Annotated in this window: 28 protein-coding genes; 19 read left to right on the top strand and 9 right to left on the bottom strand. The window is 58.3% G+C overall.

What is annotated here, in order from left to right; genetic code table 11:
* The first annotated feature begins 69 nt into the window (after positions 1-69).
* From PH552_RS04640 to PH552_RS04610, 7 genes are all read left to right on the top strand, one after another.
* Positions 70-1,146 carry a glycosyltransferase family 4 protein gene (locus tag PH552_RS04640; protein WP_483315475.1) on the top strand — a complete coding sequence of 359 codons (1,077 nt, stop codon included), beginning with the start codon at positions 70-72 and terminating at the stop codon, positions 1,144-1,146.
* A complete protein-coding gene (locus tag PH552_RS04635) occupies positions 1,143-2,264 on the top strand; it encodes a CgeB family protein (protein WP_285165584.1) in 1,122 nt (373 codons plus the stop codon). The genes PH552_RS04640 and PH552_RS04635 overlap by 4 nt, the downstream gene beginning before the upstream one ends.
* Entirely contained in the window at positions 2,261-3,349 is a 1,089-nt protein-coding gene (locus PH552_RS04630) for a CgeB family protein (RefSeq protein ID WP_285165583.1), read from the top strand. The genes PH552_RS04635 and PH552_RS04630 overlap by 4 nt, the downstream gene beginning before the upstream one ends.
* The gene (locus PH552_RS04625; RefSeq protein WP_285165582.1) at positions 3,346-4,449 is read left to right on the top strand and encodes a CgeB family protein; all 1,104 of its coding nucleotides are present in this window, start codon (positions 3,346-3,348) and stop codon (positions 4,447-4,449) included. The genes PH552_RS04630 and PH552_RS04625 overlap by 4 nt, the downstream gene beginning before the upstream one ends.
* A 20-nt stretch (positions 4,450-4,469) precedes the next feature.
* Entirely contained in the window at positions 4,470-5,501 is a 1,032-nt protein-coding gene (locus PH552_RS04620; RefSeq protein ID WP_285165580.1) for a UDP-glucuronic acid decarboxylase family protein, read from the top strand.
* Between the two features lie 2 nt (positions 5,502-5,503).
* On the top strand, positions 5,504-6,280 hold the full coding sequence (locus PH552_RS04615; protein ID WP_285165578.1) for a TIGR04290 family methyltransferase: 777 nt from the start codon (positions 5,504-5,506) through the stop codon (positions 6,278-6,280).
* Between the two features lie 109 nt (positions 6,281-6,389).
* Positions 6,390-6,635 (top strand): hypothetical protein, encoded by a 246-nt coding sequence (locus tag PH552_RS04610; RefSeq protein ID WP_285165729.1) that lies wholly within the window; start codon positions 6,390-6,392, stop codon positions 6,633-6,635.
* Positions 6,636-6,875: 240 nt separating this feature from the next.
* On the opposite strand, the gene PH552_RS04605 is transcribed toward PH552_RS04610, so the two are convergent.
* Entirely contained in the window at positions 6,876-7,109 is a 234-nt protein-coding gene (locus PH552_RS04605) for a hypothetical protein (protein ID WP_112345586.1), read from the bottom strand.
* Between the two features lie 113 nt (positions 7,110-7,222).
* Positions 7,223-7,414 carry a hypothetical protein gene (locus PH552_RS04600; RefSeq protein WP_112345587.1) on the bottom strand — a complete coding sequence of 64 codons (192 nt, stop codon included), beginning with the start codon at positions 7,412-7,414 and terminating at the stop codon, positions 7,223-7,225.
* A gap of 642 nt (positions 7,415-8,056) precedes the next feature.
* Between PH552_RS04600 and PH552_RS04595 the strand changes: the two genes are divergently transcribed.
* Positions 8,057-8,503: a hypothetical protein gene (locus PH552_RS04595; protein ID WP_112345904.1), complete on the top strand. Its 447-nt coding sequence runs from the start codon at positions 8,057-8,059 to the stop codon at positions 8,501-8,503.
* Positions 8,504-8,721: 218 nt separating this feature from the next.
* Here PH552_RS04595 and PH552_RS04590 read toward each other — a convergent pair whose 3' ends face one another.
* Positions 8,722-9,045 (bottom strand): DUF1236 domain-containing protein, encoded by a 324-nt coding sequence (locus tag PH552_RS04590; protein ID WP_112345588.1) that lies wholly within the window; start codon positions 9,043-9,045, stop codon positions 8,722-8,724.
* Positions 9,046-9,136: 91 nt separating this feature from the next.
* Here PH552_RS04590 and PH552_RS04585 point away from each other — a divergent pair, with 91 nt between their 5' ends.
* The gene (locus tag PH552_RS04585; protein ID WP_285165576.1) at positions 9,137-9,469 is read left to right on the top strand and encodes a hypothetical protein; all 333 of its coding nucleotides are present in this window, start codon (positions 9,137-9,139) and stop codon (positions 9,467-9,469) included.
* A gap of 87 nt (positions 9,470-9,556) precedes the next feature.
* On the opposite strand, the gene PH552_RS04580 is transcribed toward PH552_RS04585, so the two are convergent.
* On the bottom strand, positions 9,557-10,453 hold the full coding sequence (locus tag PH552_RS04580) for a transcriptional regulator GcvA (protein WP_285165575.1): 897 nt from the start codon (positions 10,451-10,453) through the stop codon (positions 9,557-9,559).
* Between the two features lie 140 nt (positions 10,454-10,593).
* Here PH552_RS04580 and PH552_RS04575 point away from each other — a divergent pair, with 140 nt between their 5' ends.
* From PH552_RS04575 to PH552_RS04545, 7 genes are all read left to right on the top strand, one after another.
* Complete coding sequence (locus PH552_RS04575; RefSeq protein WP_162736899.1) at positions 10,594-10,860, top strand: hypothetical protein; 267 nt, start codon at positions 10,594-10,596, stop codon at positions 10,858-10,860.
* A 12-nt stretch (positions 10,861-10,872) separates the two neighbouring features.
* The gene (locus PH552_RS04570) at positions 10,873-11,325 is read left to right on the top strand and encodes a VOC family protein (protein WP_285165574.1); all 453 of its coding nucleotides are present in this window, start codon (positions 10,873-10,875) and stop codon (positions 11,323-11,325) included.
* A 294-nt stretch (positions 11,326-11,619) separates the two neighbouring features.
* Entirely contained in the window at positions 11,620-12,639 is a 1,020-nt protein-coding gene (locus PH552_RS04565) for a helix-turn-helix domain-containing protein (protein WP_285165573.1), read from the top strand.
* An 85-nt stretch (positions 12,640-12,724) separates the two neighbouring features.
* Positions 12,725-13,849 (top strand): efflux RND transporter periplasmic adaptor subunit, encoded by a 1,125-nt coding sequence (locus PH552_RS04560; protein WP_285165572.1) that lies wholly within the window; start codon positions 12,725-12,727, stop codon positions 13,847-13,849.
* Complete coding sequence (locus PH552_RS04555) at positions 13,846-14,556, top strand: ABC transporter ATP-binding protein (protein WP_113249005.1); 711 nt, start codon at positions 13,846-13,848, stop codon at positions 14,554-14,556. Before PH552_RS04560 ends, PH552_RS04555 begins: the two co-directional genes overlap by 4 nt.
* A complete protein-coding gene (locus PH552_RS04550; RefSeq protein WP_285165571.1) occupies positions 14,553-15,695 on the top strand; it encodes an ABC transporter permease in 1,143 nt (380 codons plus the stop codon). The genes PH552_RS04555 and PH552_RS04550 overlap by 4 nt, the downstream gene beginning before the upstream one ends.
* 4 nt (positions 15,696-15,699) lie before the next feature.
* Positions 15,700-16,899: an ABC transporter permease gene (locus PH552_RS04545; protein ID WP_285165570.1), complete on the top strand. Its 1,200-nt coding sequence runs from the start codon at positions 15,700-15,702 to the stop codon at positions 16,897-16,899.
* Positions 16,900-16,935: 36 nt separating this feature from the next.
* On the opposite strand, the gene PH552_RS04540 is transcribed toward PH552_RS04545, so the two are convergent.
* Positions 16,936-17,259, bottom strand: coding sequence for a hypothetical protein (locus PH552_RS04540; RefSeq protein ID WP_113249002.1), 324 nt, complete (start codon positions 17,257-17,259; stop codon positions 16,936-16,938).
* Positions 17,260-17,667: 408 nt separating this feature from the next.
* On the opposite strand from PH552_RS04540, the gene PH552_RS04535 reads away from it, so the two are divergent.
* Complete coding sequence (locus PH552_RS04535) at positions 17,668-18,177, top strand: hypothetical protein (protein WP_285165569.1); 510 nt, start codon at positions 17,668-17,670, stop codon at positions 18,175-18,177.
* Here the strand turns inward: PH552_RS04535 and PH552_RS04530 are convergent.
* Complete coding sequence (locus PH552_RS04530; RefSeq protein ID WP_113249000.1) at positions 18,171-18,815, bottom strand: response regulator; 645 nt, start codon at positions 18,813-18,815, stop codon at positions 18,171-18,173. The two genes, PH552_RS04535 and PH552_RS04530, sit on opposite strands and share 7 nt — an antisense overlap.
* Positions 18,812-20,245, bottom strand: a complete 1,434-nt coding sequence (locus PH552_RS04525) for a sensor histidine kinase (RefSeq protein WP_285165728.1) — start codon at positions 20,243-20,245, stop codon at positions 18,812-18,814. The genes PH552_RS04530 and PH552_RS04525 overlap by 4 nt, the downstream gene beginning before the upstream one ends.
* A gap of 276 nt (positions 20,246-20,521) precedes the next feature.
* On the opposite strand from PH552_RS04525, the gene PH552_RS04520 reads away from it, so the two are divergent.
* Entirely contained in the window at positions 20,522-21,193 is a 672-nt protein-coding gene (locus PH552_RS04520; RefSeq protein WP_285165568.1) for a hypothetical protein, read from the top strand.
* A gap of 290 nt (positions 21,194-21,483) precedes the next feature.
* Here the strand turns inward: PH552_RS04520 and PH552_RS04515 are convergent, their stop codons facing one another.
* On the bottom strand, positions 21,484-21,882 hold the full coding sequence (locus PH552_RS04515; protein WP_112345603.1) for a DUF1236 domain-containing protein: 399 nt from the start codon (positions 21,880-21,882) through the stop codon (positions 21,484-21,486).
* A 452-nt stretch (positions 21,883-22,334) separates the two neighbouring features.
* On the opposite strand from PH552_RS04515, the gene PH552_RS04510 reads away from it, so the two are divergent.
* The gene (locus tag PH552_RS04510) at positions 22,335-23,222 is read left to right on the top strand and encodes a LysR family transcriptional regulator (RefSeq protein ID WP_285165567.1); all 888 of its coding nucleotides are present in this window, start codon (positions 22,335-22,337) and stop codon (positions 23,220-23,222) included.
* Positions 23,223-23,252: 30 nt separating this feature from the next.
* On the opposite strand, the gene PH552_RS04505 is transcribed toward PH552_RS04510, so the two are convergent.
* Complete coding sequence (locus PH552_RS04505) at positions 23,253-23,645, bottom strand: Ivy family c-type lysozyme inhibitor (protein WP_285165566.1); 393 nt, start codon at positions 23,643-23,645, stop codon at positions 23,253-23,255.
* Positions 23,646-23,791 lie beyond the last annotated feature (146 nt).

The raw sequence follows: 23,791 nt of genomic DNA, 5'->3' as shown, positions 1-23,791 counted from the left end.
GTCAATCAAAGCAATTTGGTGCATGCGCAAGGCTATCAGTTCGACCCTGCCAGACCACACACCGTTCTGATGACCATAGACGCTGTCGGCGGCGTGTGGAGATATGCCATGGATCTCGCCAGGGGATTACAGCAATTCGGCGTCACCACGGTGTTTGCCGGGTTGGGGCCGTCGCCTTCATCCGAACAGCAGCGGGAAGCCCTTGCGCTCGGACCGATGACATGGCTGGACGTGCCGCTGGATTGGATGGCGGCAAACGAAGATGAGCTCGATATCATTCCCGACCTTCTCAGGCGGCTTATCGACCGGCATTCTCCAGATTTGCTTCATCTCAATCTTCCCTCGCAAGCCGCCGGTCTCGATGTCGATCTGCCCGTTGTCGTTGTTTCGCATTCGTGCGTCGTGACCTGGTTCCAATCCGTACGTGGCATCGGCGTCCCCGATCCATGGAGATGGCAATTCTCGCGCAACCGGCGCGGCTTCGATCGCGCCGATATCGTCGTTGCGCCGAGCCATAGCCACGCGCATGCGCTTCGAACGTGCTATGGGCCGATTTCCCATTTGAAGGTCGTCCATAACTCAAGCGAACTCCCCGCGCGGTCAACTCCGAAGGGGAATTTTGCCCTGGCGGTTGGCCGATGGTGGGATGATGGCAAGAATGGTGCGGTATTGGATCAGGCCGCAGGTCTCTCTCGATCAAAAATACTGATGGCAGGGCCTGTCGACGGGCCGTCCGGTCAGCATTTTTTCGTCGAGCATGCCGCCCAGCTAGGGGAGATGCCTCATCAAGACATTGCCGCTCTGATGGCTGAGGCCGGTATCGTCGTCTCGCCCTCTCTCTACGAACCCTTCGGGCTTGCCGCGCTTGAGGGAGCCCGTTCGGGAGCTGCTCTCGTTTTGGCGGATATCGCGACCTATCGCGAACTTTGGGACGGGGCCGCACTCTTTGCGGATCCGCACGATCCCGCCGGCTTCGCCAATACGATCGATCTGCTGTCACACGACGAGCAATTGCGGAAAACGAAGGCTCGGTCGGCACAAAATCGATCGCGCGACTATTCGCTCGACCATCAATGCCGGTCGCTGCTGAGCGTTTATGCAAGCGCCATGCAGCATGCCGATGAGAGGGAGGCGATGCATCCATGAAATTTGTATTCTACACGCATTCTCTGGTGTCGGATTGGAATCATGGCAATGCGCATTTCCTGCGCGGGATCATGCGCGAGCTCCTGAAGCGCGGACATAGTGCCATCGCTATTGAGCCTTCCGATTCCTGGAGCCGCCGTAATCTCCTCATGGATCAGGGGCCGCAGGCGCTGGAAACTTTCCGTCGCACATTCCCGCAGCTGACGTCGCTATCCTACGACAGCGCCTTCGACCATGAGGAGGCGATCGGCGACGCAGACGTCGTTGTCGTTCACGAGTGGACAGATCCCGCACTCGTCAAGCGGATCGGCAGAGCCAGGCGCATCGGCGGGCGCTTCACACTCATGTTCCATGACACCCATCATCGTGCCGTCTCCGCACGGAGTGAAATCGCAGGGCTTGATCTTGAGGATTATGACCTCATTCTCGCCTTCGGCGAGACGCTGCGTCAGCGTTATCTCAAGGCCGGGTGGGGGACCAATGTCTTTACCTGGCACGAGGCGGCCGACGCGGCGTTGTTCAGGCCGATACCCGAGGTAGAAAAGACCGGCGATCTCATATGGATCGGTAATTGGGGCGATGATGAACGCAGTGCCGAGATCGGCCGTTTTCTGATCGAGCCTGCCAGCCGCATCGGGAAAGACGCACTGACGACTAGCGTGCGAGGTGTGCGCTATCCTCCGGCAGCGCTCGTGGCTTTGCGCAAAGCCGGCATCAACTACGGCGGCTGGATCGCCAATGCCGACGTGCCGCGGGCATTTGCCGAAAACCGGGTGACTGTGCATATTCCCCGCCGTCCCTACGTTGAATCCTTGCCGGGCATTCCGACGATACGTGTCTTCGAGGCGCTCGCTTGCGGGATTCCGCTGATATCCGCGCCATGGGACGATTGCGAGGAGCTTTTCCGGCCCGGCGAGGATTTTCTCATCGCCAGAACTGGCGACGAAATGACCCGCCTCGTTCGTGATGTCCTTTCGGACCAGGCGCTCGCCGATGCGCTGATTGCATCTGGCCTGGAGCGCATTCGCACGCGGCATACCTGCAGCCATCGCGTGGATGAACTTCTGAAAATTCTGGATCAGGGCAATGCAACGGGTCGGCAGGAGGTTGCGGAATGAAGATCGCTTTCTACGGCTCGAGCCTCCTTTCGGCTTATTGGAACGGTGCGGCGACCTATTATCGCGGCTTGCTGAAAGCATTGGCGGCGAGGGGTTACCGCATCACTTTCTACGAGCCGGATGTCTATCAGCGCCAAGAGCATCGGGATATCGACCCGCCCGAGTGGTGCGAGGTCGTCGTCTATGATGGGACGATCGCCGCCCTGAGGAAGGTTGCGGTCGAGGCGGCCCTTGCCGATGTTATCATCAAGACGAGCGGCGTCGGCTTCGAGGACGATCTGCTTTTGCGGGAGGTCATGATGGCCGCGCGCCCGGAAGCGCTGAAAATTTTCTGGGATGTGGACGCGCCGGCGACCCTTGCCGAAATGCGGACCTCCGCGGAACATCCGCTTCGCCAAGCCCTTGGGGGCCTTGATCTCATTTTGACCTATGGCGGCGGGGACCCCGTCGTAAAACAATACCTTCTGCTGGGGGCGCCGGCGTGCATTCCGATCTACAATGCGCTCGATCCGCAGACCCATCATCCAGTCATCGCCGATCATCATTTCGAGGCCGCCCTAGGCTTTCTTGGCAACCGTCTGCCTGATCGAGAGCGCCGCGTCGAAAGTTTTTTTCTCGAACCGGCTGCAGCCATGCCCACGCACCGCTTCCTTCTGGGTGGCGCGGGCTGGGACGACAAGCCGATGCCGGGCAATGTCCGCTACATCGGGCACGTGCCCACCCGCGATCACAATGCCTTCAACGTGACGCCGAGAGCAGTGCTCAACATCTCGCGCGAGAGCATGGCTGACAACGGCTTTTCGCCTGCCACGCGGGTGTTCGAAGCGGCGGGCGCCGGTGCCTGCCTGATTACCGACTATTGGGAAGGAATTGACCATTTTCTGACGCCGAACGAGGAGGTGTTCGTCGCGCGCGACGGTCAGGACGTGCGCGAAATCCTGTCCGGTCTGACGCCGGAGCATGCGGCAGCGGTCGGCCGGAGGGCGCTTGCGAAGGTGCTTGGCGAACACACTTACCGGCATCGAGCCGTCGAAGTCGATCAACTCTTGCGGTCTCGTTTTGCAAGCAAGGAGGCTGCCGAATGAGCCGTGCCCTCGACATCGTCGTTCTCGGCCTCACCTTGTCATCTTCCTGGGGCAATGGTCACGCCACGACGTACCGCTCCTTGATTAGAGGTCTCCATGCCGAGGGCCACAACGTTCTTTTCCTGGAGCGGGACGTCCCCTGGTATGCTGCCCAGCGGGATCTTCTCGATCCGGAGTTCTGCGAACTTTCTTACTATGACGGGATCGACGAGCTCAAAAATCGTTTCAGTCAGCGATTGACCGCCGCTGATGCCGTCATCATCGGCTCCTATGTGCCGGATGGAGTAGCAGTGATCGATACTGTTGCCGCCCTAAATCCTTCGCTCCTGTGCTTTTACGACATCGACACGCCCGTCACGCTTGCAAAACTCGGACAGGGCGACCAGGAATACATTGCCGGACGTCAGATGGCGCTGTTCGATATCTATCTGTCTTTTTCGGGAGGAGGCGTCCTCGACCGGCTGATGACAGAGTTCGGCGTTTCGCGGGCGGAAGCTCTCTATTGCTCTGTGGACGAGCGGCGTTACAGGAATACAGGCGAAACGCCCTATTGGGATCTCGGCTATCTTGGCACCTACAGTCCCGACCGGCAGGAGAAACTGCAGACGCTCTTGATAGAGCCAGCACGGCAGTTGCCGCATTTGCGGTTTGTCGTCGCCGGGTCACAATTTCCCACTGATATCGACTGGCCCGAGAATGTAACCCGCATCGAGCATCTTGCGCCCACCGATCATCCATCCTTCTACAGCCGGCAAAGATTCACGCTCAACATCACGCGATCCGATATGATCGAGGCGGGTTGGTCGCCCAGCGTGCGTCTTTTCGAGGCTGCTGCCTGCGGCACGCCGATCATCAGCGATTTCTGGCGCGGCCTCGATGAGCTTTTCCCGCAAGATCGCTCCATCTTGATCGCGCATGACACCGCAGACGTGGTCGGTGCGCTGACCGGCGTTTCAGAGGAAGCGAGGCGCGGAATAGCCAATCTCGCGCATCGCATCGTTCATGGCGAGCACACCGGCCGTGTTCGCGCCCGGCAATTGGTGAACATGCTGTCGGAGAGTCTGCCGGAAAATCGAGCAGGGCGACGTGCTTTCGTGTAGCAACCCAGAGGAGAAATTGCATGCGGCAGGTAATCAAAAAGAATATTCTCGTCGCTGGAGGCGCCGGTTTTGTCGGCTCTCACCTTTGCGATGCGTTGATCGCCGGTGGCCATAAGGTCATTTGCGTTGACAGCTTTCTGACCAGTACCCCCGATAATATCAAGGCCTTGCAAAATCATCCCGATTTCACGCTCATCGAGCATGACATATGCGAGGAGCTGCAGGTTGCCGAGCCGCTTCACCAGATCTACAACCTGGCATGTCCTGCGTCTCCTGCCTTCTATCAGGCTGACCCTATTCACACGATGATGACCAGCGTGGCCGGAACCGGCAATCTGCTCAAGCTTGCCGAGCACCATGCTGCCTCCTTCCTGCAGGCCTCCACGAGCGAGGTTTATGGTGATCCGCAAGAGCATCCTCAGCAGGAAGATTACTGGGGTCACGTCAATTGCATCGGGCCGCGTGCATGTTACGACGAAGGGAAGCGCGCGGCAGAGGCGCTTTGTTTCGACAGTGTGCGCACGGGCTGTGTCGACGCCCGCGTGGTGCGCATCTTTAATACATACGGCCCTCGCATGCAGCCCAACGACGGCCGCATCGTTTCCAATTTCATCGTCCAGGCGCTGCAGCATGAACCACTGACAATCTATGGAGACGGCGACCAGACCAGATCCTTCTGCTATGTGTCCGATCTGGTGGACGGGTTGATCCGCTCGATGAATGTGCAGCCAAACGCCGGCTTGCCCATCAATCTCGGCAATCCCGGGGAATTCACGGTTCACGAGCTTGCGCAAATGATCCTGGAGATGGTGCCGACAAGCTCAAGCATCGTTTACCGGCCATTGCCTACCGATGATCCGCAGCGTCGACGGCCTGATATACTCAGGGCAAAGCAGCTCCTGTCCTGGGAACCGAAGGTCCATCTCGCGGAAGGCTTGGAATATACCATTGCCTGGTTTCGCCAAGCGCTTCACGAACCACAATTTGTCCGACGAGCAAACCGCAAGGCTACGCCGATCCGGCGTCCGACGGGCATTTCACTCGGAGCGTGACCATGCAAAACCAAGAGGAGTTGCAGCGTCGGATTATCGAACTGGCGCCATGGTTTCATAACCTGCGGATAAAGGGTGTCGAAACAGCTCCCGATCATTTTCTCGGGGACTATCCAAGTTTCAAGTGGCGTCGCTTCAAGGATGTCATCCCTCGGGATCTGACAGGCAGAACTGTTCTCGATATCGGCTGCAATGCCGGGTTTTACTCGCTGGAAATGAAACGGCGCAATGCGGATCGTGTGGTGGCAATCGATACGGATCCGCATTATCTGCGGCAAGCGGTATTCGCGGCAACGCAGGCCGAGGTGGAGATCGACTTCAGGCAAATGTCCGTATACGAGGTCGCGCAGTTGCGCGAGAAGTTTGACCTCGTCCTTTTCATGGGCGTCCTCTACCATTTGCGTCACCCGCTATTGGCTCTTGATCTGCTTCGTGAGCATGTCGTCAAAGACCTGATGCTGTTTCAATGCATGCAGCGAGGCGTGGACGAAACACCGGAGCTGAAAGACGATTACGACTTCGCGGAGCGGGAGATTTTCAACCGCCCCGATTATCCGAAATTGTTCTTCGTCGAAAATCGCTACGCCGGGGATCCGACAAACTGGTTCATACCGAACAAGGCGGCGACCGAGGCGATGCTACGTAGCGCAGGTTTTACGATGCTGGAAAATCCAGAGCCGGAAGTATATCTGCTGCGATGCAGCGCCCGTCATTATATGGCAGAGAAACCACCTGGCATTTGCTCCGTCGACCGATCTGATGACAAAAGAGGATCATAAAGTGCCCGGGAACATTGCAGCACGTGGGTTGTTTGGCAGAGGATCGAGATACCGGGAAAAACGATGAACATGCAGGCCTGATATGGCAATGAATGATGGGAATACCGCCATGCCTAAGTCGAACAATCCAGGTGAAAAGAGTAGGGGCGATCCCGCGCAGGATGCAAAGGGTCAATCCCGAAGACTGCTGAGAAGCAGCCGCAATAACGGTGTGGCAAGCGCCAAGCCGACTGTCATCACGGGGTCCGACGACGCGACCGTCAACAAAAAGCCTCCTGGCACAACAAAACCAGAGAAAGATTGGGATCTCAATTATGATCCGCGTGAAATGAACGAGGGCAAGTATCGCGGCTGAGACCGGTTCCAAGGCCGGCATGTAAGAGCGTGTGGGGTTCTATCTTCCGCCATAAACCAACTTCACGACACGTGATAATGGTCGGAACCCTGTGCACTCACGCTGATCAAGCGTTCCATCATGCATGGTTGTCTGGATGACGCGGACCGTTTCTACCCCGACGTGGTTTGAACAGTTGGGTTCGCTGTTCGCTTTCTAGATTATGTGGGCGCCTCACACTCCGACAGCACGTTGAACGTGTTATTTATGTTTCTTGTGTTGTCCGCTTCTTTGATTGACGCCTCGCAACATCGCGCGGTCTTCAGTTTGAATCTCGGGGCTCGAACGCAGTCGCGTGCTTTCAGCTTCTCTCCTGCGCTCTTCGGGGGATTTCTTCAAATCCAGGCCGGCATTGAAATCATCTCCCGCATTGGAGGTGTCTTCCCGCTTTTCGATCACATGTATTTGCTGCTGGTGGGTTTTTTGTCCAACCATCGGTATACCTCACTGTTTCTGAGTTTCTGACGGATTTCAGCACCACCGCGTTTCGTCTTTTGTGGCCAAACACGGTGCGATGAATGCTAAAACGCCTCTCTTCCGCCTCGGGCTCAATGCGCATTCGAGAGCATGATCGTGCCGTTCAATAACCACTCGACGAGAACCAGTAAGGCAATGATGCAAAACCCGATCACGATAAAATATCCGGCTCGCCGTTTGCTCCTTTTCTGCGAGGGACTATCGCTCGGAGATACGATCGGGTCATTCCTATCCCGATCCTTTTCTTCGTCATTCTGCATCATCACCATGTTCCTCTGCTGCCTTCTAACCGTTGGAGCGGAGAAATGTTCCTTCTGTTGGTAGGTCGCACTCGACCCAAATAGGCAGTCGGCAGTTGCGGACGTCAAAATCTAGATGATGGCTCGTGCGGGTGAGAGAAAATCGCGCGGGCGAGATGGTGCAAGCCCCTGTGATTGCGCGTTTTTTTGACCTGCGACGAGGAGAACGCCATCAACGATAAGTTCGGTTCGGAGGACTGGCCACGGCGATAGCTGTGAAGATCTTTGAACGAAAGTCCCACCGAGTTGGATCGCGCGGGTTTGGTCGAACGATTTTGAAGGGATCTGGAATTTGATCGGAACATTTGGTCATCGCTGCGGTTAGGAACCACTGGGATTCCGATCTCCGATCCGATCGGATGATAGGGACTACCGCGATGCAGATCGGAAGTTTCGGGGACATGTATCGTGCTGAACTTCAGGAACTCACCAGTGCCGGAAAGCAATTGGTCGATTCGTGGCTGGCGAATGCCGAGACTGCATCGCATCCGCCGTTCAAGAACGCTTGTCCACCTCGGGCACAAACCGGATCGAATGATCTCGTCGGAACCCCTCTCAAACTTGGAATGTCGCGAATGGACGGATATCGTCCGAAAGGAGCCTTCGATGAAACACCATGCCCTTCAAGAAATTCGGACCCGCGCCAACGTTAACCTCGAATATCGGCACGCGCTGCCTGCGACGCGCCGCGACCGCCTTGAGCGGTGGGCGGAGCTCCTCGAACGCCGCGGGCAACAAGCACTCTCGACGTTGCATGAAACGGAATTTCAGCCCGCCAGAGAGCGTGCGATCATGCGCGCTGACGATTCGCCGCTGTCGGTGGCATTTGCCGACCCCGTCCTGCGGGCAGCCGGGCTCAATGACGACACCTATGGCGAAATCAAGCAATTCTTCGGGCTGAGTCACAATCAGCTGCATAAGCTCGTCTGTTATTGTCACTTCGGAGCCACGATTAATGCCTCGGTAGCCGCCCATAGCGTTCGTGCGTTGATTGCTGCAGGCGATCGACCGGGCATTCTTGCCAGGCTGCGTGGGATGTTTCGCGATAGATAAAAATCCTTCGCTTCACGTTATGAGCGACGAGAAGCCGACACGGCGCAGCGATGTCGCCGTGTCGAAGGCGTCGCGATCACGTCTCAAACAGAGAGCAAGGGATATCCACAACCGTTGCCGCTTTCGAGCATGGTGATACCTATGACTGACAGCTGCGACTACCGGACCGCATTTTGCCGATAAAAGGCGCCGCAATCAACAGGTGCATACATGAGCGATCATTTGACGATTTCGATAATCTTATGAGTGTGAGGATTTACGATAACTCTCTTCTTGTTGATGATGGTGTAGGCATAGTCACTATTGCTTGGCACAGGATATACCTCGACGGAACTCGGCAACGCGCTACCAACTGCGATATCGCCTTCGTAAGTTACTGATGGGACCTCTTGTCCTGTCACGTATGTCGTGACATCTCCGGGAACAACCACGGTTGATCCGCTGGTGTCGGAGCTGTCCGGAGTTACAACCACACTGCTTTGAGCAAAAACCGTTCCGGATGCGAAGAGTGCCGCACTCATAACAGCGAGCAATCTTTTCATAGCGACCTCCATTGATCTCTAAAAATTCCCAACTGTCGTGAACCGCGAATGTTCCTGATCAAATGGGTGAACTTGCGCGTCGCTTCGCTGCATGAGCACGGTGATCGGGTCGCGCCATCGAAACATCTGTCATTTTTCTGCACTTCCTATCGGCGCATCGGCACAAAACATCGGCCGAGGAGTTTTCAGGAAAAGGAGATTCGATATGGCAGACAAAAAGCTCACCACCGGTTTGAATGATCGGCCAAAGGATGCCTCGATCGGCCAGACGGCCGAGGGTTTTCCCGATGACAGCGGAAGGCCTGTCGATGTCGCCGACGAGAAGATCAAGGCGACCAGGAATAAACTTTCCGACGACCCGCGGGAAAAACTGCTGAAAGAAGTCAGACAACAAGAGGATGCATCCCGATCCGGATCGGAATGATTGGAAAAACTAGCCCGCATTGGCATTAAATGTGGTTAGGCATCCACGAACGCTGCTGGCCAAGACCTTGGCCTGGCAGACGCGCCGTCAAGGCCTAGTGGCGGACGTCATTTCGCTAAACAGCCAGTCGCGGAAGGATCTGACCTTTTTCAGCCGCATCGCGCCTTCAGGATAGACGACATAATAATTCCACCGCGATTTCAGCGCGAGATCAAAGGGGCGCACCAAGCGCCCGGCTGCGAGATCGTTCGAGATCAGCGCACTCCTGCCCAGCAATACCCCTTCGCCCTGGACAGCGGCTTCGACCGCATAGGCGGCCGAGTCGAATCGGACGCCATTATCGGGATTGATATCGTCCAATCCCGCGGCCTTGAGCCAGGTGGTCCAATCAATGCGGAAGTTGTCGTGAATAAGCCTATGATATCTCAAATCAGCGGGCGAGCGGAGAGGATGCTCGCCTTCAAGCAGCTCCGGACTGCAGACAGGAGAGACATCTTCCTCCGCCAGCATCTCCGAAACCACTCCGTCATAGTCGCCCTCTCCATAGCGGATTGCGATATCGATCCCGTCTCTCAGGAAGTCCGCGAACCCTCCCGAGGTGGAGAGACGCACATCGATGTCGCGGTTGGCGCGGTGGAACCGATGCAGTCGCGGAACAAGCCATCTTCCGGCAAACCCGTCCGACGTGCTGACATTGAGGACGCCTGATGATTTCGGCGCCGTGGCGGCGTTGGTTGCGATTCCTATTCGATCGAGAGCCGCGCCGATTTCGGCGGCATAAGCGATGCCTGCGGGTGTCAGTCGGACGGATCGCGTTCCTCGCCCGAACAGCAGGGTACCGAGCCTTTCCTCCAAGTTCCGGATGGCGCGGCTGATCGCCCCATGGGTCACATTCAGCTCCACGGCTGCTTTCGTAAAGCTCAAATGGCGAGCCGCAGCGTCAAAAGCCGGAAGAGTTGTCAAGGGTGGAAGCTGGCGCGGCATCGATTACCTGTGAGTGAAACTCACATATCCTGCACGAATATTCGGTTGTCGTCCAGCCACCTGGAGGGCAATCTTTGGCTATCAGCATCGCTTTTTAAGCGTGGCGTTCGTTGCCAATGCAATTCAAACAGGAGGTTACTGTGAGTGTTATTCATGCATATACTGAGATGGTCGATCGCGCGGCTCCCGCCTCCATCGGCTTGCCCATCGCGGCAATCAAATCCGCGCTCACCATGATCGCGCGGCGAACGGCCTGCCTGGTTGCCCATGTCCAGCACATGCGGGCGATGCGCGTCGTCACCCGTTTTTCGGCCCATCGTCTGCGCGATATTGGCTTTGAGCGAGATTGGGACGGGTCGCTGATCCGCGCCGATGGTGGCCCTATGCCGATGTGCAACGGTCAATGAGGGAGCGTTGCCATGAAAATCTATCCCCATCTCTGGTTCAAGGCGCAGGCCGAAGAGGCCATGGCGTTTTACATGTCGGTATTCAGGGACTCGAAGCTCCTGGGGCGAATCGACCTTCCGGATCCTGAATTGTCGAGGGTTCGGTTTGAATTGGCCGGACTGCCAATCGCTGCCCTCAATGCCAATTCTCACGTACCCTACAATGAAGCATTCTCCTTCCAGATCGAAACGGCCGACCAGGCGGAAACTGACTATTATTGGAATGCGCTTACGGCCGGCGGCGGCGAGGAAAAGCCGTGCGGATGGCTAACCGACAAATTCGGCGTCTATTGGCAGGTCACGCCGACGATCCTTCTGGAAATGATCGCCGACGCCGACAGAAGCAAGGCGACGCGCGTGCTGCAGGCCATGTACAAAATGAAAAAGATCGTCATCGCGGACCTCGAGCGCGCCTATTACGCCTAGCGGCATCTCCACTGCGCCGTGCCATGCGGTTCCAAGTAGACCGAGGTTTCCGGGAGGATCAGAAAACCAAACTCCCAACTGAGCGTCTGGAGCAATGGCTGCTCTGGACGCTAGCCGCGCTCGCGAGATTCTCCGATAGCCCCGAGTTTGGTATACGGGGCGCCCGCGCTTGACCCGCAGCGGGCGTCAATCTATGGCAATGACACGGTACTGAAACGCGATCGAGGTCGTGCGAAGCGGCAGTTGCTGACATGATTTCATTCTATTGCTTTCGAGCTGCCGAGGGTGACCGTCATGCTTTTTATTCCATTTCCCTTCGCAGTCGCCATCGTGCTGCTCGTGCTGTTTGCCATGGTGGCCGGGCGGGATGACGAACGGCCGGCTAATCTGCCCTTTCTGACCCTTATCCTGGTCAGTGCTTTTCAGTCCGTGTTGTCCGGTTTGCGATGGGGGTACGGGATCCAGGCCGTCATGTACGCGGCCCCTTTGGTTGCGGCCACCATGCCGCCGCTGGTCTATGCGGGCGTGTTTCAGCTGGTCAAGAAGAGCGTGAGACCGTCTTTCCTGCGCATCGGCATCCATTGTCTACCCGCGGTTCTTGTTCTGATATCGATGATCATCTGGCGCGACGCGATCGATATCGTCCTCGTTCTTACCTTTGTCGGTTATGCGATCGCCATATTGCGCCTGATGCGACCGGGAATGGACGCCCTTCGCCTTGCCGCGCTCGACGAAGTCAGGCCTGCCTATCATGCGATCCTGTTCGCCGCCGCCTCGCTGCTTCTTTCCGCGGCGCTTGATACGGTCGTGGCCCTCGATTTTATGTGGGCGCATGGCCAGTACACGCCGGCCCTCATTGTCGGTGGGAACCTGGTGGCGCTCATCATCTTGTCGGCCGCGGCCGCGGCTGCCAGCCGCAGCGGCGCGGCAAAGGAAGCGCCTGAGATCGCCGAAGCTCCAAAGGCGGATGCGGGCGATATCGAGACGATGGCTGCCGTTCAAGCGCTGATGTCGGAGAGGCGGCTCTACGAGGATCACGATCTGACCTTGAACAGACTGGCACGCAAGGCCGGCCTGTCGGCGCGTCAGATTTCCGAAGCGATCAACCGGGCCACGGGGAAAAACGTCTCGCAATATGTCAACGAGTCTCGTGTCGCCGCCGCCTGCAAGCTGCTGACCGAAACCGAAAAGTCGGTCATCGAGATCATGTATGCAGTCGGGTTTCAGACGAAGTCCAATTTCAATCGCGAGTTTCGGCGCGTGACCGAGGTCACGCCTTTGGAGTGGCGGAAGAAGACCCTGGCCGCCGCCTAGGGGGAAAAAGTACCAGATCGCGATCGAGTACGATCTGGAACGCGTTTGAGGTCGAGTTTTCGGGCGTCTCGTTCATGCTGGCGGCATGAACACGAACACCGAACAAAATCGCAAACTCGCCGAAACGCTCAGGTCATTATCCCTTGAGCCTTCGTTCCAAACAGCGGAGCCGCCGGTCAGGAAAAGCCGGCGACTTTTCCTCTCGAGTATCCTGTTTGCACTTGGCGTCAGTGCGATCACTGTCGCGTTCTTCTGGCCGGATATCGCGCCACGCCTCAAAACCGCCCTCCAGCCGCAGCCGGCGATCACGACGCCAACCGACGACAAACCGAGTGTCTCATCCACCCAGGCGGCGTCCGGTATTGGCTCGCCCATCCCTTCAGCCAATTTGCTGAGACCGGCATCCGCGCCGGAGATAACCGGGTCCGGCTATGTCGTCGCGCCGCGTATCGTGACGGTCTTTTCCAAATACGAGGGAGAGATCGCATCGGTCGGCGTACACGTCGGCGATCGCGTCGAAGCCGGGCAGGTTCTCGTTGGGATCGGCGATATCAGCGCTGACTTCTCACTCGAGCAAGCGAGGGCGGATCGCGATGCCGCCAAGCTTGTCCTTGACGGCAAGATCCTGGCGCTCAAGCAGGCAGACAGCTCGCTGCGGCGCAATGCGGCGCTTTCAGCAAAGAACGCTGTCTCCGTCCAGACCGTCGAGGAAGCACAAACGGCAAGAGATACGGCATTGAACGCAGTCGATCAGGCACGCCAAACTTACACCAGAGCGCAACTCGGCGTGAAGGTCGCGCAGGAACATGTCGACGCGCTGACCGTGAAAGCCCCGATCTCGGGCACGGTGACGCGGCTCGACGCCCGTGTCGGCGGCCGGGTTCTGGCCCGGGTGGACAGTATCAAGGAAAACGAAAGCCTGCTGACGATCACCGATACCAAAAGCATGGTGATCGACGCCGACGTCGCCGAAACCAATATCGGCGAGCTTCGTCCAGGCCTTCGCGGTGAGGGCGTTCTCGACGGCTTTCCGGATAAGCCCTTTGCGATCGAGATCCTGCAGGTTTGGCCGATCGCTTCGGCGGAAAAGGGCACGATCACGCTGCGCCTGGCGCTCCTCGATCCACCTGACGGCACCATGCCCAACATGGCCGCCCGCATTCGAATTTCGACCATTCCAGCACAACAGCCAGGAGACACTTCTCGATGACTGCTTCGACAAGCAACGAGCCGTATATCGTGCTCAACAATGTCAAGAAGGGATACAGGATAGGGACCGAGACCATTCCGATCTTTGCCGATCTCAATCTTGAGATAGCGCAGGGCGAATTCGTCGCGATCATGGGGCCTTCCGGATCCGGGAAATCGACGCTGCTCAACATGCTGTCGGGCATAGACAGGCCGGATCAGGGCCGCCTGCGTATCGGGGTCAGCAATCTCGACCAGATGGGAGAGGCAGCCCGCTCGGCCTGGCGCGCCCATAACATGGGGATCGTTTTCCAGTTCTATAATCTCCTGCCGATGCTGAACGCGGCCGAGAACATCGAACTGCCGCTTCTCTTGAAGCCGCTCTCATCAAGGGAACGCCGGGTCCGCGTCGACAAGGTCCTGGATCTGGTGGGACTTTCGGGTCGCCAGAAGCAGTATCCGAAGCTGATGTCGGGCGGCCAGCAGCAACGTGTCGGCATCGCGCGCGCCATCGTCGCGGATCCGGCATTGCTGCTCTGCGACGAGCCCACGGGCGACCTCGACCGCCGGTCGGCGGACGAGGTGCTGGAAATGCTGCGCTTTCTGAACCGCGAGCTCGGCAAGACCATCATCATGGTGACCCACGACCCGCAGGCCGCAAGTTATGCTGGCCGAACGCTTCATCTCGACAAGGGCAGGTTCGTCGAAGAGCGGAGGGCCGACGCATGACATTCCTCGATCTCGTGCAAAAGAGCGCCTGGCGAAAGCCTTTGCGCACGATATTGCTGATGATAAGTGTCGCCACCGCCTTTCTCATCTACGGCCTGACGACGAGCTTCATCGATGGTAGCCAAGGCTCGTCGGCGGCGAGCGACGACATCCTCGGGGCCATGAGCGCGGCTGGCCGCGCCCAGCCGCTGCCGATTTCCTACCTGAACCGGATCGGCGCCAAGCCAGGTGTAGCCGCCGTCGGCTATATGTCGCGTTTGCGTGGCTTTGCGACGGTCGAAAAGAACATCATCTCCGTAAGTGCCGCCGATCCCGCGCGGCTTTACAGTTCGAACGGCAAGGAGCTCGGGCTAACGCCGGATCTGATCAGCGGGCTCGCCAGGGACCGCAGCACCGTCCTCGTCGGCCGGGCGCTTGCCGAAGCGCAAGGCTGGACCGTCGGCCAGAAGATCACCGTCACCAGCTTCGACATGGCAAAGCAGGATGGCAGCCATGACTGGTCCTTTGAAATCGCCGGTATCTTCAACGGCGAGAACGCCTCGACCGACACCTATTTCGTCGTTGCCCAATACGACTATGTCAATGCGCTCAGAGCCCGCAACAAGGACACGGTCGACGCCTTCATCATCCGGCCGCGGCCGGGTGTCCAGACAGGGGAGCTTGCTTCAAGGATCGATCAGCTGTTTGCCAATTCGGCGGCGCCGACACAGACCAGGTCCGAAAAGCAGTTCCTCGAGGCCTTCCTGCGCCAATATGCCGATATCGGATTGATCGTGAACATGGTCGTCGGGGCGGCATTCGTCACGCTGCTGATGATCGTCGGCAATACCATGGTCTTTGCCGTTCGCGAGCGCACCTTCGAGATCGGCGTTTTGAAAACCCTGGGCTTTTCCGGCTCATGGATCATGGCGCTGATCCTCGGCGAAATATTCTTCATATTCGTGGCCGGCGGCACCATCGGCCTGCTACTTGCACTGCTTGCAACGGTCATCACGGGACCTGCGATCGGCCTCGTCTTTTCCCATGCGATTTTTGCAAGAGCCCTGACGATCGTCACCCTGCTTGCGCTCGTAACCGGTGCCCTTCCGGCGCTCAACGCGCTCAGGATCCCGATCATTTCCGCATTCAGAACGAGGTAGATACATGTCCTCCAATGCCAGGCAAGCATTCGTCATGATCAGGGCAAATCTGTTCAGCCTGCCGCGACGCATCTCCATTTCCGCCTCCATGGTTCTTTCCGTGGCGCTCGTCGTCTGCGTTCTCGCGGGCTTCCTGGCCATGGTAAGAGGTTTCGAGATGGCCCTGCAAAGTGCCGGCTCCAGCTCCGTCGCGGTTGTCCTGGGTGGCGGCACCAACCAGGAGACCGGCTCCGATGTACCCGCCTCGGTCATTCGCACCCTGAGAGCAATGACCGACGATATCGGCGTGGCGCGAGACGCCAACGGCATGCCGATTTTCTCGCGTGAAATCGTCGTTGCCGTCGATGCCAAATCGAACGGGTCGGAAGAGGGCCGGACCTTGGCTCTTCGCGGCATGGATCAGTCCGGTCCGTCCATCCGTGACCATATCGCCTTGTCGGCCGGCCGCCTGTTCACACCCGGCTCGCGCGAGATCGTCGTCGGGGACCGTCTCGCGCAGCAGTTCGGAATATCGATCGGCAGTACCTTGCGGCTCGGCACGGTCGGCTGGACGGTGGTCGGCTTGTTCTCGGCGCGAGGCAGTGCCTTCGAGTCCGAGATCTGGGCCGACCTCGACGCGGTTCGATCGGCCTTCGACCGGCAGGGGCAGGTCCAGAGCCTGCGCTTGCGGCTGTCCAGTCCCGCCTTGTTGCCACGACTTCAGGCCAAGCTCGACACGATCAGGACCACGCCGCTTCGCGCTGTTGTCGAAGCCGACCTCTATGCGGCGCAATCGGCCCGCACGGCCAGTCTCATCCGGCTGTTCGGCTGGCCGCTTGCGCTGTTGATGGCCGTTGGAGCGACCGCCGGTGCGCTCAATACGATGATGAATTCCGTGTCGGACCGTACCGTCGAGATCGCCACGGTTCGAGCGCTCGGCTTCAGCCGGATATCCGCGTTTCTCGGCACATGGATGGAGGCAATCGTGCTTGCCGCCCTTGGTGTGGCGGTCGGACTGCTGGCTTCGTGGCTGGCCTTCAATGGCTGGCAGGCAAGTACGGTTGGGACGAATGGCGCGCGCATGGCCTTCCAGCTCTCCGTGACCGGCGATGTCATGGCGACGGCCGGTCTGCTCGGACTTGCGATCGGCATTCTGGGCGGCGCCTTGCCGGCAACCGTTGCAAGCAGGCTTCCTTTGACTGCAGCCTTGCGATCACGCGGATAGGGTCTTGGCGCGACATGGCATGGTTTGACGAAAATCTCAGGCGGCTTGATCGCAACTGCTTTTCATGCTCCGTGTCGAGCAATATTCGAGTTCGATCTCGAGCAGCCTTGTTGCCTGGGCAAGGGCATCTTCCGCCTCCGCGAACAACAGCGATTTATCTCCCATTCTGGCCTCGCCATATCTCTGCGCGCGCAGCAGCACGAGCTCGGCCAGATCAATGCATTCCGGCGTCGGTTGGACGAGTTTCAGGCAATAACGAAGATTGACGGCAACCTCGATGGCAAACTCGGCGGCCGAGAAATCCAATATTGCGCCTGGCGGGGTTGAACGGGCCAGAAATATCCTCCATTGCTGGGTCATAATACTCCCCCATCGGACCGATCGCGTAGGTGCTGCCGCATCGCGTGTGCCAATTTTTAAGAGACGTTATTGGGTCCCGACCACCGCATCCGCGTCGATAGGGTCCCGGCGAGCGCAGTCATATCGGCCGGGAAAAATTGCTTTCAATAATGCAACCATACAATTGGGCTTCGGTCGGTCTTCTTCTCCGACGTTGGTCTGATCCCACGTCGGCAAAAGGTCCCTGACGCGATTGCTGAAGTCCAAGCCGGGCTTTGTCCCGCGTGATAGAACTTGACCGCTCGCGGTGTTGCGACGATCTGATATGGAGATCGGAACTTGCCAATCGGCGATAGAGGGCGGCGCTTTCGCGCCAGGGGACGATGGCCGCCCGTCGCTTGAACGACTTCAAGCCTCAGGAGGCTACAGGTGTCATTGCGTCGAAAGCTTATTGCTGCCTTGCCTTGCTTGTTGCTGACTTTCGTCAGCGCCGCGCTCCCTTACACCGTCAAAATCCATGGCGGTTCGGCGATATTTGCGCAGCAGCTGGCGGAGGCCAAGGGCGGGAACGGCAATGGCGGTGGCAATGGTGGGGGCAATGGCGGCGGTAACGGAAACGGCGGAGGCAATGGAAACGGCGGCGGCAACAGCGGCAATGGAGGTAACGGCGGCGGTAACGGTAACGGCAATGGCAATGGCAATGGGAAAGGAAATGACAAGGGCCAGTCATCCAGCGCCAAGAGCGCGACGCAAAGCCAGGTCGACGTAGATCAGTCCACCGACACGGGCAACGGCGCGATTACCGTTCGCCACAAGGATGGCATGAGCGAAAAGATACAGAGTGGACGTTATGTGATGCAGGATTCAAAGGGCCGCACAATCGTCAACCGCAATGCCACGATCGCCGACGAGCAGCGGCTCAAGTCCTTCCTTCACTGACGGCGCCTTTCAAGCTCGTCCCGGAACGCCATCGCCGCTTCCGTTCTGTTGCTCACCTCAAGCTTGGTAAAGATCTGGGTCATGTGATGCTTGATGGTTTTCTCGTGCAGATCGAGCTTCAGGCCGATATGTTTGTTGCTCAATCCGGCTGAGGCCAATTCCAGCACCTCCCGTTCCCGATCCGTCAGCGTGTTGAAGGGATTTATTTGAGCGCTCGATCCGGTTTCCGAAATCAGGCGAGCCGATAGCGTCGGTGCGACATAGCTGTCGCCGGCGGCGATGCTGCGAATGATATCGGCGAGCATCCTGGATCCAACGCCCTTCAGCACATAGCCTTTCGCACCGCTCTTGAGCGCCGCCATCACGTCGTCGCTTGCCTCGGAGACCGTCAGCATCACGATCTTCTGGTCCGGTATCTGGGCGAGTATGAGAGGAATGGCGTCCAGCCCTCCTCCCGGCATGGAGATGTCGAGCAGCAGGATGTCCGGCCGGCACTCCGCCGCAATCCGCAACGCGTCCTCTCGGCTGCTTCCTTCGCCGACGACGCTAAATCCATCCATTTCAGTCAGACTTCGGATAACACCCTCCCTGAAAAGCGGGTGGTCATCGATGACTGCCAAGCTGATCGGAGCTGTCATGCCTGTTCCATTTCCTCGATGTTCAAAGACATTCGAACGGTTGTTCCACGGTTCGACGATAAAAGCTGAAACGTGCCGCCAAGGCTCTCGACCCGGTCCCTGAGGCCAGCGAGGCCGAGTTTTTGCGGGCCGACATCTTTCGGATCAAATCCCGGCCCTTCATCGGCGACCTCGATCACGATCTGGCCGCCTTCCAGGGATTGCACGACCTTTTGTCCGATCCCGCCGGCATGGCGATAGCCGTTGTTCAGGGCTTCCTGCACAAAGCGATAGATGCAGATCTTCGCCGAGGTGGAAAGGTCCGCCGGTATCGCGCCGACGGAGAGCGCGACGGTGACGCCGGTGCGCCGCTCATGGGCGCGGATTGCACGCCCCAATAATCCGGGCAGATTATCCGTCTCGATGTGTGGCAGCATCAACCCGCCGCAGATGCCTCGGATCTCCGCCATCGCATCGTCGAGGCTGGCTTTGATAGTGCGCAGCGACGCCTCGCGTTCGTCCGGCGCAGTGGCGGGATTTGTCAGGGTCTGGCTATCCAGGCGCAGAGAGGCATAGGCGACCAACTGGGCAGGACCGTCATGCAGGTCGGCGCCGATGCGGCGCAAATAGCTCTCGTTGAGCGCGGCCGAGCGCTGTGTCGCCCGTTGAACGCGCGCGCGCAATGCCTCGTTCTGTCGAAGAAGCGTCGACAGTTCTCCGATGCGGCCATTGAGCGCCTTGCGCTGATTGTCGATGGTGCGGCTGCCGCGCAGAACGATGATCGAGAGAAGCGCGAAGAATGTCAGTGTGAACAAGGCGACCACAAGCCAGCTCAACAGCCGCGCTTGTGTCAGGCTCCCCTCGAAGTCGTAGGCGACCTCGTAAAACTCGGAAACGGCGACGACCTTGCCCGACCAGGGCTGCAGCACCGGATTGTAGATTTCCAGCAGCGGTTTGCCGCTATTGCGCTCGGCAACGCTTTCCACATCGTCGAGCCGATTGAACTTGGCGACCATTTGGCCGGAGAAAGCGGTGTTGAGACTATCCGAGAGCGGAAACTGCTTGCCGGAAAGATTTTTGTCATTGGAATAAAGGATCGTTCCGTCGCTGCGCCACAGCCGGAATGAAAACAGCCGTGTGCCCAGCGCCCCCTGGCCGAGTGTCTCGTCAAGGGCCCGCGTTACCGTATCATCGAGAACCTGTGTGGTTTGCATATCGGGCAGAAGCGGGGCGATGACGCTATCGACGTAAAGGGCCGTCGTCGCCGCTGAATTGCGCGTTACCGCATTTTCGATCAGGCCGGCAACGAAGGAGCCGACGACGAGCATGGCACAGATCGCGACGAAGCCGCCGGCAAGCAGGAACTGTCTTGCCAAGGATTGAGAGTTCCAGCGTTCGATCAGACCTGCCAGAGATAGCTTGTGTGTACGATTTGCTCGCGGAACCGGCATAGTCAGCACTGATCTCCCAACCCCTTATAGCTATCCCAGCTGGATCGAGTGTCAACCGTTGCCCGTCCGCACCGGCCGGGTCGTCATCTGAAGATGGTAGCGCTATCCGGCCCATGCAATCTAAGGGACCATCGGGCGGGATCAATCGGACCATGGTCCTAATGCCCGAGGCATAAGTCCGACCAATGTAGAAACCTCGGAATTCAGCAATATTGTAGTGCGCATTGATTTTGCTGTCCGCTGTCCCGGACAACGGATTTTTTGAAGGAAATGCGCATGAAAATCGGTTCTATCATCGGTACCGCAAGCCTCGGCCTGGTATTGGCGGTCGCTCCCATGGGAGGAACTGCCGTCGGCTTCATACGGACGGCATTCGCCAAGGGCGGCAATGGCGGCGGCAATGGAAATGGTGGCGGTAACGGCAATGGAAATGGCGGGAGCCATGGCCAGGGAAAATCCGACCACGCAAAGTCCGGTGACGACGATGCCAGCGACACTTCCGCGAATACGGCCACGGCCTCTGGCACTTCATCATCCTTGTTGGCACATCACCCCGACAAGCACTCCAAGTCCCATAGCGCAAGCGCAAAGACACATGTCTCGAAGCCCGGCCAAGGCAGCCTGAGTTCGCTCAAGAGAGATTACCACGCCTACTTGAATTCGAAGGACCCCAAGATGGCGGCGCTCTCAGCCTATGTGAAGGCATATGCAGAGTTCGAAATGCAATATGGAACGACGGCGGTGCCGACGGATCCCGCTCTCAGCGACAGCGCCTTGCGTTCGGCCCTGGCGCAGCTGTCGAACAAACCAGTGACGGACCAGACGTTTGCCGAGGCAAAGAGCATTCTCGGAGCCGGAACGAATACGGGAAAAATCGCAGAAGTGCGTGACGCACTGGAAAGGCAATCCACCGCCGCGTCTCAGAGCGATACCGAGATCGACGACTGAGGCGCTGCCATAGCGGATTTACAGCATAAGAATATCGATTGCCGCGCGTCTGGCATCGGCGGTTCCTGGGGTTAACCTTTTGAGGGTCCGCGCCGCTGACGCCACTTCATAGCCGGTCCGCCCGCCGGCTCTATCGCCGGGTCGAAGCTTTCCGCCCCGGACGCTGCTCGATCCGGCGATAGGCAATTTGCTCTTCACGTCATGATCATGCATGACCAGTCGTTTCTACCGGATGGGTAGCGCAACGACAAAGGGAGGATTGGAGAGCGTGTTTCCGCTCTCCAGCCCGGTCACTCAACGATCTGGATGACCTTGCGCGATGATGGTTCAACGATCACCCGTTCGTGGTTGACCACAGCATAAGCATATCGCGGATTCGTCGGAATGGTTCTTATGACGACCCTTTCCGGCAATGGTTGGCCGACGACCACTCGCTCACGGACAACCACTCCGTCATCGGGCAGGGGCTGTTCGCGCACATAGGTAACCACCTTCTGCGGCGGCGGATCGATGGCCGTGCCGACGATGGCACCCGCCACGCCGCCTATGGCAGCTCCGACAGGTCCACCGACCACGGCTCCGGTTGCGGCGCCGCCTGCCGCGCCAGTGACGGTCGACGACTGGGCGAAGGCACATCCGGCGGCCAGGCCAAGCGAGAGTGCCGCAATGCTAAGTACTTTGGTTTTCATCAGAATCTCCTTTCACCTGCTATTCGTCCGTCATTGACGGAGCTGTTGGTAAAACAGGACCTGATTGCAATCGGTTCCTTTTCTCAGGCTTCAGTCGATTGGATTGGGACGTGGGTCGCAAGGGTGTTCGGACCAAAGTCTCAAGAGAATGGATTCACGCTCATTTGAAGCTCCATTGCGGTGAGCTCCTTGTCGTTTACGGCATGAGACGCATGACAATGGCTGCCGACCTCGACCAGAAGCCCCGATTGCCGCACCAAGCGGAGCACGGCCGGCCATGAGGACGTCGTAACTGGGCGCCAGCGTCACGATGCTATCCGACAGGCGATCGCGGAGTGATTGCTGTGCCATGGCCGCAAGATAGACACTGCGCATTCCCATGGCTGGTCATTGCAATTTGTTCGGACTTATCAATCTTTGATATTAATCGATTGTCGAGTCGGAGATAAGAGATGAAGCGCGAAGACCTGAACGAGATGCTGTGGTTCCTGGCGGTCGCGGAGGAACGGAGCTTTACGAAGGCGGCGGCGAAACTCGGTACCTCTCAATCCTCGATCAGCCATGCGATCAAGCGTCTGGAGGCTCGCATGGGACTCCGTCTTTTGACGCGCACGACCCGCAGCGTCGTTCCCACGGACGTGGGAGAGCGGCTTATCCGGTCGCTCACACCACGACTTGCGGAGATCGACACCGAAATAGACGAACTCATGGCGTTTCGGGATAAACCTTCCGGCACTGTGCGCATGACGCTCTCGGACCATGCTCTCGACAGCGTCGTCTGGCCGAAGCTGCGTCCTGTCTTGAAGGAATATCCGGACGTAAAGCTGGAACTAAACATCGACAACGGCTTTCGCAACATCGTGGAGGAAAGGTTCGATGCAGGCGTCCGGCTTGGCGAAAGCCTGGACAGGGACATGATCGCCGTCAGGATTGGTCCCGATTGGCGTCTCGTCGCCGTCGCATCGCCGGAATACCTTTCCGCGCGTGGGGTTCCTGACGATCCAGGGGAGCTTGTCACCCACATCTGCATCAATCATCGGCAGGCGCGATCGGGTGGCCTTTATGCGTGGGAGTTCGAGAAAGGCGGCAGGGAATTACGCGTGCGCGTGGATGGGCAGCTGACCTTCAACACCTCTTACGCGATGATCGATGCAGCCCTGAGCGGATACGGGATCGCTTACCTGCCGGAAGATCTGGTTCAAGCGTCCATCGAATCGGGACGTTTGGTTCAGGTTCTGGACGATTGGTCGCCGGCCTTTCCCGGCTATTATCTTTGCTATCCGAGCCGGCGGCAGAATTCGCCCGCATTCAGGATCGTGATCGATGCCCTCCGGCAGTGAGGGTGGCGCCGCGTGGGTGCTTTGGCGTGATTATTCCGCCAGAGCCTTGTCGAGCGCATTCTTTTGCGCTGCCGAGGGGTTGCCCAAATAGCGCTTTTGGCTTCCCTCTTCCTGGATTTCCGCCCATGCCTGCGTCCCATCCATGGTGAAGAGAATTGCCGCTTGGCCGTCATTGGTTGCATGCTGTTCGGCGATGATGCTGAGCGAGTAATCTGTCGAGTCAGCGGATATGGTTTTGACCGGTTCCGCAATAAACCTGTTCCCGTCGCGGACCCAGGCCGGCGCCTGTTTTGCCGATGACAGCATGGTTTTCCATGACTGGGCGTGAACCGGGTCCTTCAGGAGGTCATAGAGATAGACGTCCTTGCCATAAGCGGCATCTGCAATGCCAAGAAGTGCAAGCAACAGTATAAACCTACGCATAAATGCCTCAGACTCTTAGCGGCAATGTGCTGTCGCACGAAGGCTCGGTCTGGCATGGGTCGTCCCCCGAGCGGCAGCTCGTAGCTAACGCCTGCGGTGATCTTCCTCCAGCCGGTTCGCAAAATCCAAACGCAGGTACACCTATC

Source organism: Rhizobium aureum (assembly GCF_030182495.1).
Classification (GTDB): domain Bacteria; phylum Pseudomonadota; class Alphaproteobacteria; order Rhizobiales; family Rhizobiaceae; genus Rhizobium; species Rhizobium tropici_C.
This window is presented reverse-complemented; position numbering and strand designations above follow the sequence as displayed.

Coding starts and splice junctions, on each gene's coding strand:
- PH552_RS04640 (WP_483315475.1), top strand. CDS start 70: ATGACCATAGACGCTGTCGGCGGCGTGTGGAGATATGCCATGGATCTC.
- PH552_RS04635 (WP_285165584.1), top strand. CDS start 1,143: ATGAAATTTGTATTCTACACGCATTCTCTGGTGTCGGATTGGAATCAT.
- PH552_RS04630 (WP_285165583.1), top strand. CDS start 2,261: ATGAAGATCGCTTTCTACGGCTCGAGCCTCCTTTCGGCTTATTGGAAC.
- PH552_RS04625 (WP_285165582.1), top strand. CDS start 3,346: ATGAGCCGTGCCCTCGACATCGTCGTTCTCGGCCTCACCTTGTCATCT.
- PH552_RS04620 (WP_285165580.1), top strand. CDS start 4,470: ATGCGGCAGGTAATCAAAAAGAATATTCTCGTCGCTGGAGGCGCCGGT.
- PH552_RS04615 (WP_285165578.1), top strand. CDS start 5,504: ATGCAAAACCAAGAGGAGTTGCAGCGTCGGATTATCGAACTGGCGCCA.
- PH552_RS04610 (WP_285165729.1), top strand. CDS start 6,390: ATGCCTAAGTCGAACAATCCAGGTGAAAAGAGTAGGGGCGATCCCGCG.
- PH552_RS04605 (WP_112345586.1), bottom strand. CDS start 7,109: ATGGTTGGACAAAAAACCCACCAGCAGCAAATACATGTGATCGAAAAG.
- PH552_RS04600 (WP_112345587.1), bottom strand. CDS start 7,414: ATGATGCAGAATGACGAAGAAAAGGATCGGGATAGGAATGACCCGATC.
- PH552_RS04595 (WP_112345904.1), top strand. CDS start 8,057: ATGAAACACCATGCCCTTCAAGAAATTCGGACCCGCGCCAACGTTAAC.
- PH552_RS04590 (WP_112345588.1), bottom strand. CDS start 9,045: ATGAAAAGATTGCTCGCTGTTATGAGTGCGGCACTCTTCGCATCCGGA.
- PH552_RS04585 (WP_285165576.1), top strand. CDS start 9,137: ATGAGCACGGTGATCGGGTCGCGCCATCGAAACATCTGTCATTTTTCT.
- PH552_RS04580 (WP_285165575.1), bottom strand. CDS start 10,453: ATGCCGCGCCAGCTTCCACCCTTGACAACTCTTCCGGCTTTTGACGCT.
- PH552_RS04570 (WP_285165574.1), top strand. CDS start 10,873: ATGAAAATCTATCCCCATCTCTGGTTCAAGGCGCAGGCCGAAGAGGCC.
- PH552_RS04565 (WP_285165573.1), top strand. CDS start 11,620: ATGCTTTTTATTCCATTTCCCTTCGCAGTCGCCATCGTGCTGCTCGTG.
- PH552_RS04560 (WP_285165572.1), top strand. CDS start 12,725: ATGAACACGAACACCGAACAAAATCGCAAACTCGCCGAAACGCTCAGG.
- PH552_RS04555 (WP_113249005.1), top strand. CDS start 13,846: ATGACTGCTTCGACAAGCAACGAGCCGTATATCGTGCTCAACAATGTC.
- PH552_RS04550 (WP_285165571.1), top strand. CDS start 14,553: ATGACATTCCTCGATCTCGTGCAAAAGAGCGCCTGGCGAAAGCCTTTG.
- PH552_RS04545 (WP_285165570.1), top strand. CDS start 15,700: ATGTCCTCCAATGCCAGGCAAGCATTCGTCATGATCAGGGCAAATCTG.
- PH552_RS04540 (WP_113249002.1), bottom strand. CDS start 17,259: ATGACCCAGCAATGGAGGATATTTCTGGCCCGTTCAACCCCGCCAGGC.
- PH552_RS04530 (WP_113249000.1), bottom strand. CDS start 18,815: ATGACAGCTCCGATCAGCTTGGCAGTCATCGATGACCACCCGCTTTTC.
- PH552_RS04525 (WP_285165728.1), bottom strand. CDS start 20,245: ATGCCGGTTCCGCGAGCAAATCGTACACACAAGCTATCTCTGGCAGGT.
- PH552_RS04520 (WP_285165568.1), top strand. CDS start 20,522: ATGAAAATCGGTTCTATCATCGGTACCGCAAGCCTCGGCCTGGTATTG.
- PH552_RS04515 (WP_112345603.1), bottom strand. CDS start 21,882: ATGAAAACCAAAGTACTTAGCATTGCGGCACTCTCGCTTGGCCTGGCC.
- PH552_RS04510 (WP_285165567.1), top strand. CDS start 22,335: ATGAAGCGCGAAGACCTGAACGAGATGCTGTGGTTCCTGGCGGTCGCG.
- PH552_RS04505 (WP_285165566.1), bottom strand. CDS start 23,645: ATGCGTAGGTTTATACTGTTGCTTGCACTTCTTGGCATTGCAGATGCC.